Below are 15919 nucleotides of genomic sequence, written 5' to 3'. Positions count from 1 at the left end.
GAATCGGTGACGAGGCGGAATCTGCGGAATTGCGCGCGATGTTAACACGCAGCGCCAGCCGCAACAGCCCTGCCGTCTGGCCTATCGACACGCTCGACAAGCTCGTCACAAGCGGTATTGACACGCGATTGCATGGCAGAATTCCCGGCGGCGGTTCGTCGTCGGAATCAGGCTCGGCGAGGCTCGGCGAGGCTCGGTGCAAGCCGGCCGATCATTTTGTTGCATCTCGGCGCTGGACAAATCGTAGGACGAGTGCGATACGCTTACGGTTTCGCCAGCTTCAGGATCATCGATGCCCACGCACTTCCCCCGCGCAATCTCTTCGCGCTCATCGTCACTTTTCCTGTCGCGCCGCGGGCAGACGCTTTCACGGGTGGCCCGCGCGAGCGCCGGCGCCTGCGCGGCGCTGGTGGCAGCGAGCCTCGTCGCCGGCTGCGCGATGCCCAGGCACCCCGACGCGAGCGCGCCGCCCACCGATCCCTACAATCCTGCCGCGACCCAGCTGCTCGACGACACGCAGTGGGAACTCGCGAGCTGGACCGACGCGAACGGTCGGGCGCGCGCCATTCCGCACGGCGCTCAGGACGGCGGCCAGCCGATCACGCTCGAGTTCTCGACTGCAACCGGCCATCGCAGGGCGAGCGGGTTTTCGGGCTGCAACCGCTTCACGGGCGCATACGACCTGAAGGACGGCAAGCTCACGTTCGGACCGCTCGCCGGCACGCGCATGGCGTGCGTGGCCGGCGCGGGCGCCGCGCTGGAGAAGCCGTATCTCGACGCGCTCGCGCATGTCGCGAAAAGCGGCGTGCAGATGAATCCTCCGCAAACCCTGCAACTGACGCTCGACGACGGTCAGGTGCTCACTTTCGCGCCTCACGCCAAGTGAACGCGGCGCGCTTCGACCGCATGTGTTGCGTACTTGCGGCATGCGCGTCGGGCATGCGCGCCACCCGTTAAACTGCTCGGTCGAACAGCCCGGCCGTCAGGCGAGACCGGCGCGGCCGGGCGGCAGTCTCTCTGTTTCACCCAACATCGATTCATTCTCAGGCATGCACATGGTAGTTCTCGGCTGGTTCGGTGCATCGGTCGTCTGGTTCGGCCCTCTGCTCTGGCGCGTCGTCAAGATGGCGCTGCCGGGCGGCGGCGGGCTGCGCGGCCCCGGCACGATCCGCCTCTGGCTCGGCTTTCTGGCCGTGCTGCTCGCGAGCAGCACGCTCGAAGGCACACTCGCGGGCGCGCTCGAAGCGCAGGCGAACGTCAATCGCGGCGGGCGCGCGCTCGCCGCGGGCTTGAGCGGGCTCGCGCATCCGTTCGGCGCGGGCGCGATCGCCGCGCTCGTGCTCGCGTTTTTTCTGCCCTGGCTCATCGAATTCAGCTGGCGTTCCGTTCTCGCCTGGGCCGACGAGGCGTTCGGCTTCGGACTGCCGCAAAGCTGGATCACGCCGCGCGAGCGCGAGGCCGAGCCCCGGCCGGCGAGAGCGAGTCGCGAGAAGTCTCGCGACAAGTCGGTCGGCTGGTTCGAGCGCCGCGCCCGCGCGCGCGCCGCGCGCGATTCGCAGGAGCGCGGCCTGCGCTCCGAGCGCTTCGACACGCCGCCCTCGCGCACGACGCCCGATGAGCCGACGCTCGGTCTTCCGACGGGCAATCGAGGCAGTCGCTATCAGCGTCCGACCGTGTGGCGTCCTCCCGCGGTGAGCAAGGGCGCGGCGAATCGCGGTGCGGGTGCGGCCGGAACGGCTGCCGGCGATCCTCACGCGCGGCGCCCCGCCTTCGAAGCGGCCGGCGTCTCGCATCGGCCCACGCGGACGGAGCCGATCGCGCCCGCCGACTGGCTGAAGCCGGCGTCGAACCGTGACGCGCACCTGCAGTATCCGCCGCGCCAGGCGTCGGCGTTCGCGCCTTCGGGGTCGGGTTTGCGCGCGTCGATCGCCGTCGATAAGCCGATCGGCCAGAAGCCTTCCGTCACGAATGCGGGAATGGACCGGCCGCGCGGTGCGGTGGCGTCGATGCCGGCGCAGCGGGCGTCGAGCGCTTCCGCGTCCGTGGCCTCCGCGGCGGCGGGCATGGATGCCGCGCGCAGGCCGTCCGTGGCGCAGATGCAGCCGGGCGGCGAGCTCAGGCGTCCTCCGTCACGCCCGGGCGCGAGCGCCGCGACGCGCGAGTTCGCGGCGCCGCCGCTCGCCACGCCCGCGTTCTCGCGGCCGCCCACGCCGCTCGGACCGCCGGCGCCGCCGCCCGCGCCCGAATCGATTCAGGCGACGTTGCGTTCCATCGAGGAGAAGACCGCGCTGTGGACTTCGCTGGCCGGCGCGAGTCTCGCTCGCGGGCATGAGGCGATGGCGAGAGCCGGACATCCGGATATCGACGGAGCAACGCTCGATCAGCCGGATGCGGAGCCGCTCGAAGCCGCGTTCTCCGCTCCGACGGTGGCCGAAGCGAGCGTCGCCGAAGCGCCCGGGGCGCCCGAAGTCGCCTCGACGCCCGTGGTAACGCCCGCAATCGCGCAGGAATCTGTCGAACGCGTCGAAACGCCGCTGATCGACGCGCATGCGATCGCCCCCGCGCTCGTCGAGCCGCCGCCGCTCTTCGACATGCGCCCGCTCGAGCCGCCGGCATCGGACATCGCGGCCGCAACGACGCATGGCACCACATCGACCGACGCGCCAATGCCGCCGCCAGGCGCCTTCAGCACGCGCCCAGGAGCCGACTTCATCGAACGCCCGGCGCACACACCCGCACCCGCCTCATCCGTCGCCGCGCGAACGTCGCCGGTCGCGATGCCTGCCGAGCCGCCGATGCCCGGCGCCGGCGAGACCGCGACTTCCACGTCAGCGCATGAAACGGACTATCGCGATCTCGCGCAGACTCCGCCGTGGCTGGACACCCCCGCGCCGCAAGAAGACTGGCACGAGCCCCCTGCCCCGCCGCTTCTGCGCGTGATCGACGAGCCGCCCGCCGCGCAGGCGAAGCAGCAGACCGAACCGGAAGCGCAAGCGGAAATCGAAGAGGAAGAGGAACGCGACCTCACCGGGCGTCAGGTCGCAGGCGACGAGTTCGCTTCGTCATCGAACATCGTGCGCTTCCCCGTTGCGACGGCTGCCGCGACGACACCGGCCGCGCCGCCGCCCGTCGTCGCTCCGGCAAGCGGCACGACGCCCGCCCCGTCCGAAACGCGGTCGTCCGTGCGCGGCTTCACGCCCACCGAGTTCGAATTCCACGCGCCGCACGCGTCCGCGATCGAACTGCCGACGCTCGATCTGCTCGAGCCCGCTTCCGGCGAAACCGAACCGGTTTCCGAGGAACGCCTGAACGAAACGGGCCAGCTGATCGAGCAGCGCCTGCAGGAATTCAAGGTGCCGGTGACCGTCGTCGGCGCGTCGGCCGGGCCGGTCATCACGCGCTTCGAGGTCGAGCCGGCGCTCGGCGTGCGCGGCAGCCAGATCGTCGGCCTGATGAAGGATCTGTCGCGCGGTCTCGGCCTCACCTCGATCCGCGTCGTCGAGACGATTCCCGGCAAGACCTGCATGGGCCTCGAGTTGCCCAATCAGAAGCGCCAGATGATCCGCCTCTCGGAAATTCTCGAGGACGAGGTCTATCGCGCGTCGAAGTCGAATCTGACGATCGCGATGGGCAAGGACATCGTCGGCAATCCGGTCGTGACGGATCTCGCGAAGGCGCCGCACATGCTGGTCGCGGGCACGACGGGCTCGGGCAAGTCGGTCGCCATCAACGCGATGATCCTGTCGCTGCTCTACAAGGCGAAGCCCGAGGACGTGCGCCTCATCATGATCGACCCGAAGATGCTGGAGCTTTCCGTCTACGAAGGCATTCCGCATCTGCTCGCGCCGGTCGTGACCGACATGAAGCTCGCGTCGAACGCGCTCAACTGGTGCGTCGGCGAAATGGAGAAGCGCTACCGGCTGATGTCGGCGGTCGGCGTGCGCAACCTGCAGGGCTTCAACCAGAAGATCCGCAACATGGAAGCCGCGGGCAAGAAGCTCACGAACCCGTTCTCGCTCACGCCCGACGCGCCCGAGCCGCTGTCGACGCTGCCGCTCATCGTCGTGATCATCGACGAGCTGGCGGACCTGATGATGGTCGCGGGCAAGCAGATCGAGCAGCTGATCGCGCGTCTCGCGCAGAAGGCGCGCGCGGCCGGCATTCATCTGATTCTCGCGACGCAGCGCCCGTCGGTGGACGTCATCACCGGACTCATCAAGGCGAACATTCCGACGCGCGTGGCGTTCCAGGTGTCGTCGAAGATCGATTCGCGCACGATTCTCGACCAGATGGGCGCGGAATCGCTGCTCGGCGCGGGCGACATGCTGTTCCTGCCGCCGGGAACCGGCTACCCGCAGCGCGTGCACGGCGCGTTCGTCGCGGACGACGAAGTGCATCGCGTGGTCGAGTATCTGAAGCAGTTCGGCGAGCCGGAGTACGAGGAAGGCATTCTCTCCGGGCCGACGTCCGAAGGCGGCGCGACGCAGGACCTGTTCGGCGATGCGCCCGATGCCGAAGCCGATCCGCTCTACGACGAAGCCGTGGCCTTCGTCGTGCGCACGCGGCGCGCGTCGATTTCTTCGGTGCAGCGGCAATTGCGCATCGGCTACAACCGCGCGGCGCGCCTCGTCGAGCAGATGGAAACCGCTGGCCTCGTCTCGTCGATGAGCACCAACGGCAACCGCGAAGTGCTCGCGCCGCCGGGACCGGCCGAGTAACGCGCTAACAGCGGTCTTACCAGAGCCGCAAACGCCGCAAGAGAAAGATCGTGATGGCGGCGCATCCCGCCATCACGCCGACCACGATCCAGAACGAAACCGGATCCTTCGTGCCCGGCAAGCCGGCGACGTTCATGCCGAAGATGCCCGTCACGAGCGTGGCGGGCAGCAGCAATGCGGACATGATCGCGAGCCACAGCAGCTTGCGGTTGATGTCCTCCGAGAGTGCCGCGGCAATTTCGTCCTGCAACAGCTTCGCGCGCTCGTAGAGCCCTTCCAGTCCGCCGCCCAGGCCGTTGAGCACCTGAATCGCCTGCACGAGCGCTTCCATCGAGCGCGGCTCGGCCCATTCGAGCTTGCGCAATACGAGCTGCGTCAGCGCGTTGCGCTCGGGATCGATGAAGCGCTTCACTTCCACGATGCGCCGCCGCACGTCGCCCAGCAACGCGCGGCACTTCGAGTGGCCGCCCTCCAGCACGCTTTCCTCGACGTCGTCGAGCGCGTCGCCGATTTCGTCGATGCGGTTCGCGAAGGTGTCGTTCAGCGCGCGGATGAGCCCCGCGAACAGATCGACGGTGTCGCGGAACATCGCGCCTTCGAGCACCGCGTGACGCAGCCGGTCGGTCGATTGCAGCGGCCGCGCGCGCACGGTGATCATGCGGTGCTTGTCGACGTAAAAGCGCAGCGCGCCGGTCGCGCGGTTCGCCTCGCGCGCGTCGGGCGCGTCGGTGTCGGGCGTCTTCGCGACGAGTTCGAGATCCGCGACCACGCCGTATACGAAGTTCGACCCGATATGCACGCGCGGACGCTTGTCCTCGCCGTTCAGGAACTCGCGCGCGACATCGGGCATCGACGTGACGCCTTCGAGCCAGCCTTCGACGGTGTCGTCGTTCGCGGAGAGATGCAGCCAGGTCGGCCCCTCGCCCGCGACGGATTCCCGCGCCTCGTCCCACGACAGCCGCAGCGCCTGGCCGCCCGAGAAGCGAAACGCGCTGATGAAACCCGGCGGCGCCGATTCGTCGCGCCCGGGCGAGGCTTGCTCACGCGATTCGAAAATATGAGTCGTGTTCAATCTTGCTTTCCCTGCTAGTGCCTTTCGATTTCCCCGGCCCACCTTTCAGTCGAACGCGAACGAAAAGGCGGGCCGGAGATGCATCGTACTAGAACTCGTAGCGCCCCCAGAAGAACGCGACATCGCCCTTGTTGATGCCCGGTATGCGCGGAATGAACGTCGCCATGGCCGATGCGCGCCGATAGCGCACCGAGCCGATCGGCAAGGCGAGCGGCAGCGGGAGATAGTGCGCCACGTCGCTGCGCGCCGTGAAGCCGGCGAAGTACCCGCCGCCGAGCGACAGCCCGCCGAGCACCGGCTTCGTGTACCACTGCCGCGCATAGCCGCCGATCGGCTGGATGTTCTTGTGGGAATCGAGAAATGCGAACGCGAACAGGATGTCCTGATTGCCGTTCATGTCGGTCCAGTGCTTGCCCGCGCCCCCGCCCCACGAATTCGCGTTGAGACTGCCCGGGTCGTCGTAGCCATCGATATGCCAGCCATAGCCCGTCAGGTAGAGATCCCAGGTGCCGTCGCGCGCGACGCGCATCACGCGCTCGCACGCCGACGACAGCCAGTCCTGCTTGTAATCGCATCGGCCGTCGCTTGCGCGGGCGGCAAACGGCGCGCACGCCATCCAGACGGCGAGCGCCTTGACCAGTGTTTTTTTCATTGTCATCGGACCGCGTATCGCTGGGTGAATCGCGGCGTCCGGGCCGCCGCTTCAGGTCGCCCCGACGGTCAGGTCATGAAGGCGAGACGAACTTGAAATCGACCGGCGAGCCGATCGACAGACGCTTCGGGTCCGACGCGAGTTCGCCCGTCGCCGGATCGCGGCGGAAGAAATACGCGCTGTCGCTCTCCTGATTGCCGACGACGAGCCACCGCCCGCTCGGATCGATGGCGAACTCGCGCGGCGTCTTGCCGAGCGTCGGATAGCGTTTGAGCAATTTCAGATGACCGTTGCGCGGATCGACGGCAAACGCGACGAGCTCGTTCGCATCGCCGCGGTTGGTGGCGTAGAGAAAGCGTCCGTCCGGCGAGAGATGCAGCGCGCCGCCACCGATCTTGCCTTTGAAGCCCGGCGCGATCATCGATACGGTCTGGACTTGCGTGAGCTGGCCGTCGTGATAGTCGAACACGAGCACCGACGCGTTCAGCTCGGTCGTGAGATAGGCGTGCTTGCCGCTCTCGTCGAAGATCAGATGACGCGGGCCCGAGCCCGCCTTGATGGGCGTGTAGCGCCGTTCCGTCGGACCGAACAGGCCGCGGCTGCTCGCCGACGGATCGGGCGTGTAGCGGTAGGCGAACACCTTGTCGACGCCGAGATCCTGCGCGAAGAGATAGCGGCCGTCGGGCGAGAACACGGTCGAGTGCACGTGCGAGTTGTCCTGCCGCCCTTTCACAGGTCCGCCGCCCTCGTGATGCACCGTCAGCACCGACGTGCCGACGTGGCCGTCGGCGGCGAGCGGAAACACCGCGAAGCTGCCGCCAGGATTGGCGGCGACTGAATAGTTGGCGGTGAGCAGATATTTGCCGTCGGGTGAGATCGCGAGATAGCACGGATCGTTGCCATCGGACGAAACGCGATTGAGGAAGCTCAACTGGCCGCTCGCGCGATCGAAGCGAAACGCGCTCACGCCGCCGCGCTGCGAGGCCGGGCCGTTGTCGCCGGGCAATTCGTTCACGGCGTACACGTAATTCCGGTCGCGGCTCACGACGAGATACGAAGGATTCACCGTCTGCGCGGAAGCGATGCGGGACAACTCGCCGTTGCCGGCATCGAAACGATAGACGTAGATGCCCTCGCTCTTGCCGACGCCCGTGTAGGTGCCGATGAGCAGATCGTAGACTTCGCCGCCCGCCGCGCCGACGGTGGCGGCCCCGCTCGCCGCATCAGGCGCGCCCGGCGTCTGCGCGAAGGCTTGCGCCGCCGCGAGCGACAGTATCAGCGCGAAGCCCTTCGCCCAGACGGCCGGCCTGAAATGCGTCAGGCGCACGTCTTGCGAGTTGGTTGTGGATGCAGATGCGGATGCGCGCGTATTGGCGCCGCAGGAATGGCTCGGATGCATGAAACCTCCTCATCGTCTCTTTGCTGGCTTGTTATTTCAAGGGCAACGCGCAAATCGGCAGATATCGCGCGGCCAACGACGTGCGGGAGCAAATTCCGCTCCAAAGTCATGGAGTGCGCCGTCGCGAACGACGGGCCGCATTCAAGATACACCACGCGCGACAGGCCAACCGACCCGATTCGAACCAACAACAGGAGTTGCCGCCATGACCATTCATTTAAGTCTCGGCCCGCTGGTCTCGCTGATCGCCGGGATCCTCATTCTGATCATGCCGCGGCTCTTGAACTTCATCGTCGCGATCTATCTGATCGTGATCGGGCTGATCGGGCTGTTCGGCATGGGCTCGATGCATTTCTGACGGCGCCTTAACCGGCCGCGCCGAGCGCGCCTTGCGTTGTGACGCCGATTCGCGCTCGCGGTTCCGCCGCCGCGCGGGGACGCCGACGCGCGAACGCCCGCGCACGGGTTGCCCCGTGCGCGTGAGCAAAGCGTCACGAAAGCAGAACAGACGAACGCGCCGACGCGCCGCGCTTCGTACCGGGCTGAATCAGCCGTTGGCGAGTTGGTCGAGACGCAGGCGCCCCTGCAGCGACAACGCGCCGACACAGACGCCGCTCACGCCAAAGGTATAGCGGCTGAAGCAGCCGCGCTCCGTGAGGAAGGCCGCGGCGGTTTCCATCGCGTTGCGCGACAGGCCGAGATGCCGGTGATCGAGCACGAGGAGTGGTTCGGCGTCGCCCAAGCGGCTGGCGGCGGAAAGAATGGCGATGCAATCGGCTTTCGACGGATAGAGCATGGGTTCCGTTCCTCGAAAACGCTACGAAATCAACCTGGTGAACCGGTCTGGACGAACCGCGAGACCGGGATGCGCACGACGGCCTGAAGACACTGCATGACCGGCGTCACAAGCCCGGTCGAACCATGCATGAAGGGCACGTGAAAGACACATGAGGTGCAATGCCTGAGGGATCGGCGTCGACGCCTTTCACGAAGCTTCATTCTAAACATCAGTCGAATGTTTTTCCAACGGCGTGAGCGGCGCTTCGTTAGCACCTATCCGTCAACGGGGCGCGGCATGTCGCCGCACCCGGAGGTTGTGCGATGCGATCACGCACGGCCCGCTTTTCTGCTTGCATCGAACGATTGCGGCAGAATGCGGCCAGAAGGCATGCATGGCGTCCGTGTTCGTCGACATGACGCCGCGCTTCGCCCGGGACGTGCTTCGTCCCGAATCTTTTGCTCAACCCGCGACGCGCAAGCGCATTCGGCCCGCGTCGCCGCAAGCAGGAAGATGTCCGCTCATGCCAGCACCGATTGAAGACTATGCGATGGTCGGCGACGGCCACACCGCAGCCCTCATTTCACGCGACGGCTCCGTCGATTGGCTCTGTTGGCCGCGCTTCGACTCCGGCGCGTGCTTCGCCGCGCTGCTCGGCACGGCCGAGCACGGCCGATGGCTGATCACGCCCGCGCTGCCCGACGGCGAGGCGCCCGTCATCACGCGCCGCTACCGCGAGGACACGCTGGTTCTCGAGACCGATTTCGAAACGCCGCAGGGCGCGGTCACCATCGTCGACTTCATGCCCTTGCGCAACGGTCATTCGGAGCTCGTGCGCATCGTGGTCGGACGGCGCGGCACCGTGCGCATGAAGATGGAGCTCGTGCTGCGCTTCGATTACGGCTCCATCGTGCCCTGGGTCAGCCGCCTGCCCGACGACAGCGGCATTCGCGCCATCGCCGGACCGGACCTCGCGGTGCTGCGCACGCCCGTCGAACTCGTCGGCGAAAACATGCATACGACCGCGTGCTTCGATGTCGGCGCGGGCGAACGCGTGCCCTTCTCGCTGTGCTATTCGCAGTCGCATCTGCGCCTGCCGCCCGCGCACGATCCGCATACGCAGCTCGCGCGCGCGGAGAACCACTGGCGCGAATGGTCCGGCCAGAGCGAGCTCAAGGGTCGCTGGGCGCCGGCCATCCGCCGCTCGCTCATCACGCTGAAGGCGCTCGCCTACGAACCGACCGGCGGCATCGTCGCGGCCCCGACGACTTCGCTTCCCGAGCAGCTCGGCGGCACCCGCAACTGGGACTACCGCTACTGCTGGCTGCGCGACGCGACCATCACCCTGCTCGCGATGATGCGCGGCGGCTACTACGACGAAGCCCGCGCATGGCGCGCGTGGCTGGGTCGCGTGATGGCGGGTTCGCCCTCGCAGATCCAGATCATGTACGGCATCGCGGGCGAGCGACGCCTGCCCGAATGGGAGATTCCGTGGCTGCCCGGGTACGAGGGCGCGTCGCCCGTGCGCATCGGCAACGGCGCGGTCGATCAGTTGCAGCTCGATGTCTACGGCGAAGTGATGAACGCGCTGCACCTCGCGCGCGTCGGCGGCCTGCAGAGCGACGAGACGGCCTGGTCGATCCAGTGCGCGATGCTGCAGCACCTGGACACGATCTGGAAAGAACCCGACGAAGGCATCTGGGAAGTGCGCGGCGGACGGCAGCACTTCACGTTTTCGAAGGTGATGGCCTGGGTCGCCTACGACCGCGCGATCAAATCGGCGGAAAACTTCGAACTGCCCGGCCCGGTCGACCATTGGCGCGAAATGCGCGCGCGCATCCGCGCCGAAGTGCTGAAGAAGAGCTGGAACGCGAAGCTCAACTCCTTCACGCAGGCCTACGGCAGCGACGCACTCGACGCGAGCCTCCTGCTCATCCCGTTGCTCGGATTTCTGCCGCCAAAAGATCCGCGAGTGACCGGAACCGTACATGCGATCGAGACGAAACTGACGCATGATGGCCTCGTGAAGCGCTATCACACCGCCGAGGTCGCCGATGGACTGCCGCCCGGCGAAGGCACGTTTCTGGCTTGTAGCTTCTGGCTGGTCGACAACCTGGCGCTGCAGGGCCGGATCGACGAAGCGCACCAGATGTTCGAGCGCCTCGTCGGCCTCGCGAACGATGTCGGCCTGCTCGCGGAGGAATACGACACGGTGGCGAAGCGCATGGTGGGAAATTTTCCGCAGGCATTCACTCATGTGGCGCTCGTCCATACGGGCATGAACCTGATGCGTCACGAAGAGGAGATGGCGAAGGCGACCGGCCAGCCGTCGGGCGCCGAAAGCCCGGACGACGCGGAAGCGCAGGCCGAGATCGACGCCGCCGCAGGAAAGTCTTAAATGACTGTTTTGCTTGGCGAAATTGCCGTTTTCCGGGTAAAATTGCTGCAATGCACAATTGGTAGCTTATTCGATACGCTGTTTATGTGTTGTTTATAAGCCGGTAATTTCGACCGATCTGTTGAATTGAACGTTTAATGCGCGGAAAATCCGGCCTCGACTCAAGGTTCGTCACTGAGAGTCGGCAAGTGCGCAGAAGACTCGTGCAGAAAGCAAGAACAAGCAAGAAAGACAGTGCCCCGGCAGTGCGGCGACAGCCCGCCGAGCCGCCGGGGGTCATCGAGTACCGTTGAGTTCATCGCCGGATGCTTTCCTTGCCGGGATCAACGGGCGTACCGGTTCCAACCGGAGTTACTGGGGCAACCATGCTCTATCAAATCCACGAAATTCAGCGAGCCATGCTGTCCCCCCTCACAGCATGGGCCGAGGCCGCTTCCAAATCGTTCGTCAACCCGGCCAGTCCGCTCGCCTACGTTCCCGGCTCGAGCCGTTTCGCGGCGGCATACGAGCTTCTGTACCGGCTCGGCAAGGACTACGAGAAGCCCGAGTTCGACATTCATCAGATCGTCAAGGACGGCCATAACATTCCGATCATCGAGCAGACCGTGATCGAGAAGCCGTTCTGCCGCCTGCTGCGCTTCAAGCGCTTCGCCGACGACAGCGCCACCGTCACCAAGCTGAAGAACGAGCCGATCGTGCTCGTGTGCGCGCCGCTCTCGGGCCACCACTCGACGCTGTTGCGCGACACCGTGCGCACGCTGTTGCAGGACCACAAGGTGTACATCACCGACTGGATCGATGCGCGCATGGTGCCGATCGAAAACGGCCCGTTCCATCTGGACGACTACGTCGAATACATCCAGGAGTTCATCCGCCATATCGGCGCGAAAGACCTGCACGTGATCTCCGTATGTCAGCCGACCGTGCCCGTGCTCGCCGCCATTTCGCTGATGGCGAGCCGCGGCGAGGACACCCCGCGCACGATGACCATGATGGGCGGCCCGATCGACGCGCGCCGCAGCCCGACGTCGGTCAACTCGCTGGCGAACGAGCATTCTTACGAGTGGTTCGAGAACAACGTCATCTACACGGTGCCGGCGAACTATCCTGGCGTGGGACGCAAGGTTTATCCGGGCTTCCTGCAACACGCGGGCTTCGTCGCGATGAATCCGGAGCGCCACCTCACCGCCCATTGGGACTTCTATCAAAATCTGCTGCGCGGCGACGATGACGACGCCGAACAGCATCGCCGTTTCTACGACGAATACAACGCCGTGCTCGACATGGCTGCCGAGTATTACCTCGAGACGATCCGCATCGTGTTCCAGGAGTTCCGGCTCGCGGAAGGCACCTGGGAGGTGCACGGCGAGCTCGTGCGTCCGCAGGACATCAAGCACACCGCCCTCTTCACGATCGAGGGCGAGCTCGACGACATTTCCGGCAGCGGCCAGACGCGCGCCGCGCACGATCTGTGCACGGGCATCTCGGCCAAGCACAAGCGGCATTTCACGGCCGAAAAAGCCGGCCACTACGGCATCTTCTCGGGCCGCCGCTGGCGCACGATGGTTTATCCGCAATTGCGCGAATTCATCCTCGAGCACGACAAGACACCGAAGACGGAAGCGGTGCCCGCGTAATTCGCGAATCCGCGTATCCGCCGCGGGACCGATTCCATCGCTGCACAAACAAAACGTCGCGCCTTGCAAAAGGCGCGACGTTTTTTCTTCAGACGGCGCGTGCGCGATCGCGATGGATCAGCGGCGCGTCAGATAAGCCAGCAGCAACTCGGTGTTCATCCGCACGATCTGCTCGCGCTGGTTCGGCTCGCTGAAATCGAGCCCGAAACTGGCTTCCAGCGTGAAGCGGTTCGAGACGATGTAATAGCCGAGGCCCGAGAGCGTCACGTAGAACTTGAGCGGATCGACGTCGGAGCGAAACAACCCGGCCTTTTGGCCACGATCGAGAATCGCCGTGAGCGTCGTGACGATCGGCGAAATGAGTTCGCGGATACGGTTCGATCCTTTGATATATCGCGCCTCATGCAAGTTTTCGTTATTGATGAGGCGCAGCAATTCCGGATGGTCGCGATAGTAATCCCAGACGAAATGCGCGAGTCGTGTCATCGCTTCGATGGGCGCGACGCCATCGAGCTCCAGCGTGCGCTCGGCTTCGACGAGCGCCGCGAGCGCATGTTCGAGCACGGCGGTGAATAACTGCTCCTTGCTGCCGAAGTAGTAATAGAGCATACGTTCATTGGTCTCCGCCCGGCGCGCGATCTGATCGACGCGCGCGCCAAACAGGCCTCCGGCAGCGAACTCCTCCGCGGCGGCAAGTAAAATACGGCGCCGGGTGCCTTCAGGATCTCTTTTGATTTTCGGCTGATTCATGGTGGCATGACTCGGGAGCCGCGTTGCCGGATTAGCGTCACGCGGCCCGCGTTGGGGTACATGACGTGAACGGGCGCTGCCCATGGTTATTGGGAAACACCGTCCTGCGGTCAAACGGAAAAGCGCTTCGATTATGCGCACATTGAAGAGCATTGGCAATTGGGATTGAAAGCCATCCGTCACGGTGCTCGCCGACTTCGGCGATAATGTCGGTCAAAGGCAAGCGCGCCCATTCGAACGGGACGCGCGCCGAACATGCAGCGTGCCGTCATCGTGGACCCCGAAGCGTTTTCAGCGCATTTTGCGCGTCCGGCGTGATCGCAGCGACGCACCTTGGCCCACGCTGCGCCCGTCCCCCGGCATCATCGCAACCCCGTGACCGCAACCGTTTCCAGGACGCTCGCAGAGCGCATCGAAGACCTGCTGCCGCAGACGCAGTGCACCAAGTGCGGCTATCCCGCCTGCCGGCCCTACGCCGACGCCATCGCCGCGGGCGAGGCGAACTACAACCAGTGTCCGCCCGGAGGAGCCGAAGGCATCGCGCGGCTCGCCGCGCTGCTCGGCAAGCCGGTGATTCCCCTCGACACGACGCACGGCGTGGAGCGCGCGCGTCCGGTCGCCGTGATCGACGAGAACGTGTGCATCGGCTGCACGCTGTGCATGCAGGCTTGCCCGGTGGATGCGATCGTCGGCGCGCCCAAGCAGATGCATACGGTCATCGCCGGCTTGTGCACGGGCTGTGATCTGTGCGTGCCGCCCTGCCCGGTCGATTGCATCGCGATGGTGCCGGTAACGGGCGAGCGCACCGGCTGGGACGCCTGGAGCCAGGAAGAAGCCGATGCGGCGCGCGCGCGCCACGACCGCCGCATGGCGCGCCTCGAACGCGAGCGCGCGGCGGCCGAAGCGCGGGCGAGCGCGCGGCAGGCATCGCGTGCGGCGCAGGCGAACGTCGACGCAAACGCGGATGCACGACCGGCGGCGCCAGCAGCAAGCGAAGACCCGGAAGCGAAGAAACGCGCGATCATCCAGGCTGCGCTGGAACGCGCCCGCAAGAAGAAGGAAGAGATGGCGCGGCTCGGCGCGAGCCCGAAGAACACGGAGCACGTGAGCGCCGACGTGCAGGCGCAAATCGACGCCGCCGAGGAGCGCCGCCGCCGTCTCGGGCTGACGGACGACGAAAACGCGTCCCCTTCCGGCGACGGCGATAAAACCGCGTGAGAACCGACATCGAACAATGAACGCCAACAAGCGACGCGCCATCTTCGAGACGCTGCAGAGCCTGAACCCGCACCCGACGACCGAGCTCGAATACACCACGCCTTTCGAACTGCTGATCGCCGTGATGCTCTCGGCGCAGGCGACCGACGTCTCCGTCAACAAGGCGATGCGCAAGATGTTCCCCGTCGCCAATACGCCCGCGGCGGTGCTCGCGCTCGGCGAGGAAGGCGTGTCGGAATACATCCGCACGATCGGGCTCTATCGCACGAAGGCGAAGAACGTGATCGCGACGTGCCGCATTCTCATCGATCAATACGGCGGCGAAGTGCCCGACAACCGCGAGGCGCTCGAAGCGCTGCCGGGAGTCGGACGCAAGACGGCGAACGTCGTGCTGAACACGGCGTTCGGACATCCGACGATCGCGGTCGATACGCACATCTTCCGCGTCGCCAATCGTACGGGGCTCGCGCCCGGCAAGGACGTGCGAGCGGTGGAAAGCGCGCTCGAGAAGTTCACGCCCAAGGAGTTCCTGCACGACGCGCATCACTGGCTGATCCTGCACGGGCGCTATGTCTGCAAGGCGCGCGTGCCGGAGTGCTGGCATTGCGCAATCGAGCCGCTCTGCGAGTTTCGCCCGAAGACGCCCGCGCCGGTCGAATGAGCGGCCGGCGGCGCCGCGGTCTACAATGGTGGGTTGAGAAACCCGCAATCGAATCAATACCTTATGTTCAACCCTAGCCGCGACGAAGTTCGCCAGTTCTTTTCCGAAACCTGGCGCAAGGAGCGCGCGGGCGAAATTCTGACGCCGCTCGAAAGCATCGCCGCCGACTGGATCGGCGAGCATCCCGAATATCACGACGCGCTCCTGAATCCCGAAACCCGCGAAGCCGACTACTCGCCCGATCGCGGCCAGACCAACCCGTTTCTGCATCTGTCGATGCATCTCGCGATCAGCGAGCAGTTGTCGATCGATCAGCCGCCGGGCATCCGCCGCGCGCACGACAGGCTCGTCGCGCGCCTGGGCTCGCCGCACGACGCGCAGCACGCGATCATGGAGTGCCTCGGGCAGGTGATCTGGGAAGCGCAGCGCTCCGGCACGCCGCCCGACACGGACGCCTATCTCGCGCTGATCGAACGCCGTGCTTCGCGGGACTAAGCATTCCGCAACTCGCGCCGCCGAATGAGGTCCGCCAAACGAAAACACCCCGCAGAAGCGGGGTGTCAGACTGCTGACGAACCCCATGTTTTTCGGAACGTGGGGTTTGTTTTTTAGGCGGCAGCGCTGTTGGAGCGATGC

At 65.8% G+C, this 15919-nt stretch carries 13 protein-coding genes; 8 read left to right on the top strand and 5 right to left on the bottom strand.

Annotation, left to right across the window (positions count from 1 at the left end; all coding sequences use genetic code 11):
- The first annotated feature begins 292 nt into the window (after positions 1-292).
- Positions 293-886: an META domain-containing protein gene (locus tag AWB83_RS27875; RefSeq protein WP_087048852.1), complete on the top strand. Its 594-nt coding sequence runs from the start codon at positions 293-295 to the stop codon at positions 884-886.
- A gap of 163 nt (positions 887-1049) precedes the next feature.
- Positions 1050-4718, top strand: coding sequence for an FtsK/SpoIIIE family DNA translocase (locus tag AWB83_RS37855; RefSeq protein WP_087048851.1), 3669 nt, complete (start codon positions 1050-1052; stop codon positions 4716-4718).
- Positions 4719-4734: 16 nt separating this feature from the next.
- Here the strand turns inward: AWB83_RS37855 and AWB83_RS27865 are convergent, their stop codons facing one another.
- The 3 genes from AWB83_RS27865 to AWB83_RS27855 form a co-directional block, all read right to left on the bottom strand.
- On the bottom strand, positions 4735-5790 hold the full coding sequence (locus AWB83_RS27865; RefSeq protein ID WP_087048850.1) for a transporter: 1056 nt from the start codon (positions 5788-5790) through the stop codon (positions 4735-4737).
- Between the two features lie 88 nt (positions 5791-5878).
- The gene (locus AWB83_RS27860) at positions 5879-6442 is read right to left on the bottom strand and encodes an antimicrobial peptide resistance and lipid A acylation PagP (RefSeq protein ID WP_087048849.1); all 564 of its coding nucleotides are present in this window, start codon (positions 6440-6442) and stop codon (positions 5879-5881) included.
- Between the two features lie 73 nt (positions 6443-6515).
- Positions 6516-7841 (bottom strand): lactonase family protein, encoded by a 1326-nt coding sequence (locus tag AWB83_RS27855; protein ID WP_087048848.1) that lies wholly within the window; start codon positions 7839-7841, stop codon positions 6516-6518.
- A 205-nt stretch (positions 7842-8046) separates the two neighbouring features.
- Between AWB83_RS27855 and AWB83_RS27850 the strand changes: the two genes are divergently transcribed.
- Entirely contained in the window at positions 8047-8199 is a 153-nt protein-coding gene (locus tag AWB83_RS27850) for a DUF3096 domain-containing protein (protein WP_087048847.1), read from the top strand.
- A 189-nt stretch (positions 8200-8388) separates the two neighbouring features.
- Here the strand turns inward: AWB83_RS27850 and AWB83_RS27845 are convergent, their stop codons facing one another.
- Entirely contained in the window at positions 8389-8637 is a 249-nt protein-coding gene (locus AWB83_RS27845) for a hypothetical protein (protein WP_087048846.1), read from the bottom strand.
- A gap of 505 nt (positions 8638-9142) precedes the next feature.
- Here AWB83_RS27845 and AWB83_RS27840 point away from each other — a divergent pair.
- The gene (locus AWB83_RS27840; protein ID WP_087048908.1) at positions 9143-11017 is read left to right on the top strand and encodes a glycoside hydrolase family 15 protein; all 1875 of its coding nucleotides are present in this window, start codon (positions 9143-9145) and stop codon (positions 11015-11017) included.
- Positions 11018-11382: 365 nt separating this feature from the next.
- The gene (locus tag AWB83_RS27835) at positions 11383-12654 is read left to right on the top strand and encodes a polyhydroxyalkanoate depolymerase (protein WP_087048845.1); all 1272 of its coding nucleotides are present in this window, start codon (positions 11383-11385) and stop codon (positions 12652-12654) included.
- A 117-nt stretch (positions 12655-12771) separates the two neighbouring features.
- Here AWB83_RS27835 and AWB83_RS27830 read toward each other — a convergent pair whose 3' ends face one another.
- On the bottom strand, positions 12772-13404 hold the full coding sequence (locus tag AWB83_RS27830) for a TetR/AcrR family transcriptional regulator (protein ID WP_087048844.1): 633 nt from the start codon (positions 13402-13404) through the stop codon (positions 12772-12774).
- A gap of 375 nt (positions 13405-13779) precedes the next feature.
- Between AWB83_RS27830 and rsxB the strand changes: the two genes are divergently transcribed.
- The 3 genes from rsxB to AWB83_RS27815 all read left to right on the top strand — a co-directional run bounded on the left by rsxB (position 13780) and on the right by AWB83_RS27815 (position 15778).
- On the top strand, positions 13780-14622 hold the full coding sequence (rsxB, locus tag AWB83_RS27825; protein WP_087048843.1) for an electron transport complex subunit RsxB: 843 nt from the start codon (positions 13780-13782) through the stop codon (positions 14620-14622).
- A 16-nt stretch (positions 14623-14638) separates the two neighbouring features.
- Positions 14639-15283, top strand: coding sequence for an endonuclease III (nth, locus tag AWB83_RS27820; protein WP_087048842.1), 645 nt, complete (start codon positions 14639-14641; stop codon positions 15281-15283).
- Between the two features lie 63 nt (positions 15284-15346).
- Complete coding sequence (locus tag AWB83_RS27815) at positions 15347-15778, top strand: DUF1841 family protein (protein WP_087048841.1); 432 nt, start codon at positions 15347-15349, stop codon at positions 15776-15778.
- The last annotated feature ends 141 nt before the right edge of the window (positions 15779-15919 follow it).

Source organism: Caballeronia ptereochthonis (assembly GCF_001545075.1).
Taxonomy (GTDB): Bacteria; Pseudomonadota; Gammaproteobacteria; order Burkholderiales; family Burkholderiaceae; genus Caballeronia; species Caballeronia ptereochthonis.
Note: the sequence above shows the minus strand (reverse complement) of the source record. Positions and strands in the feature narration are given on the sequence as shown.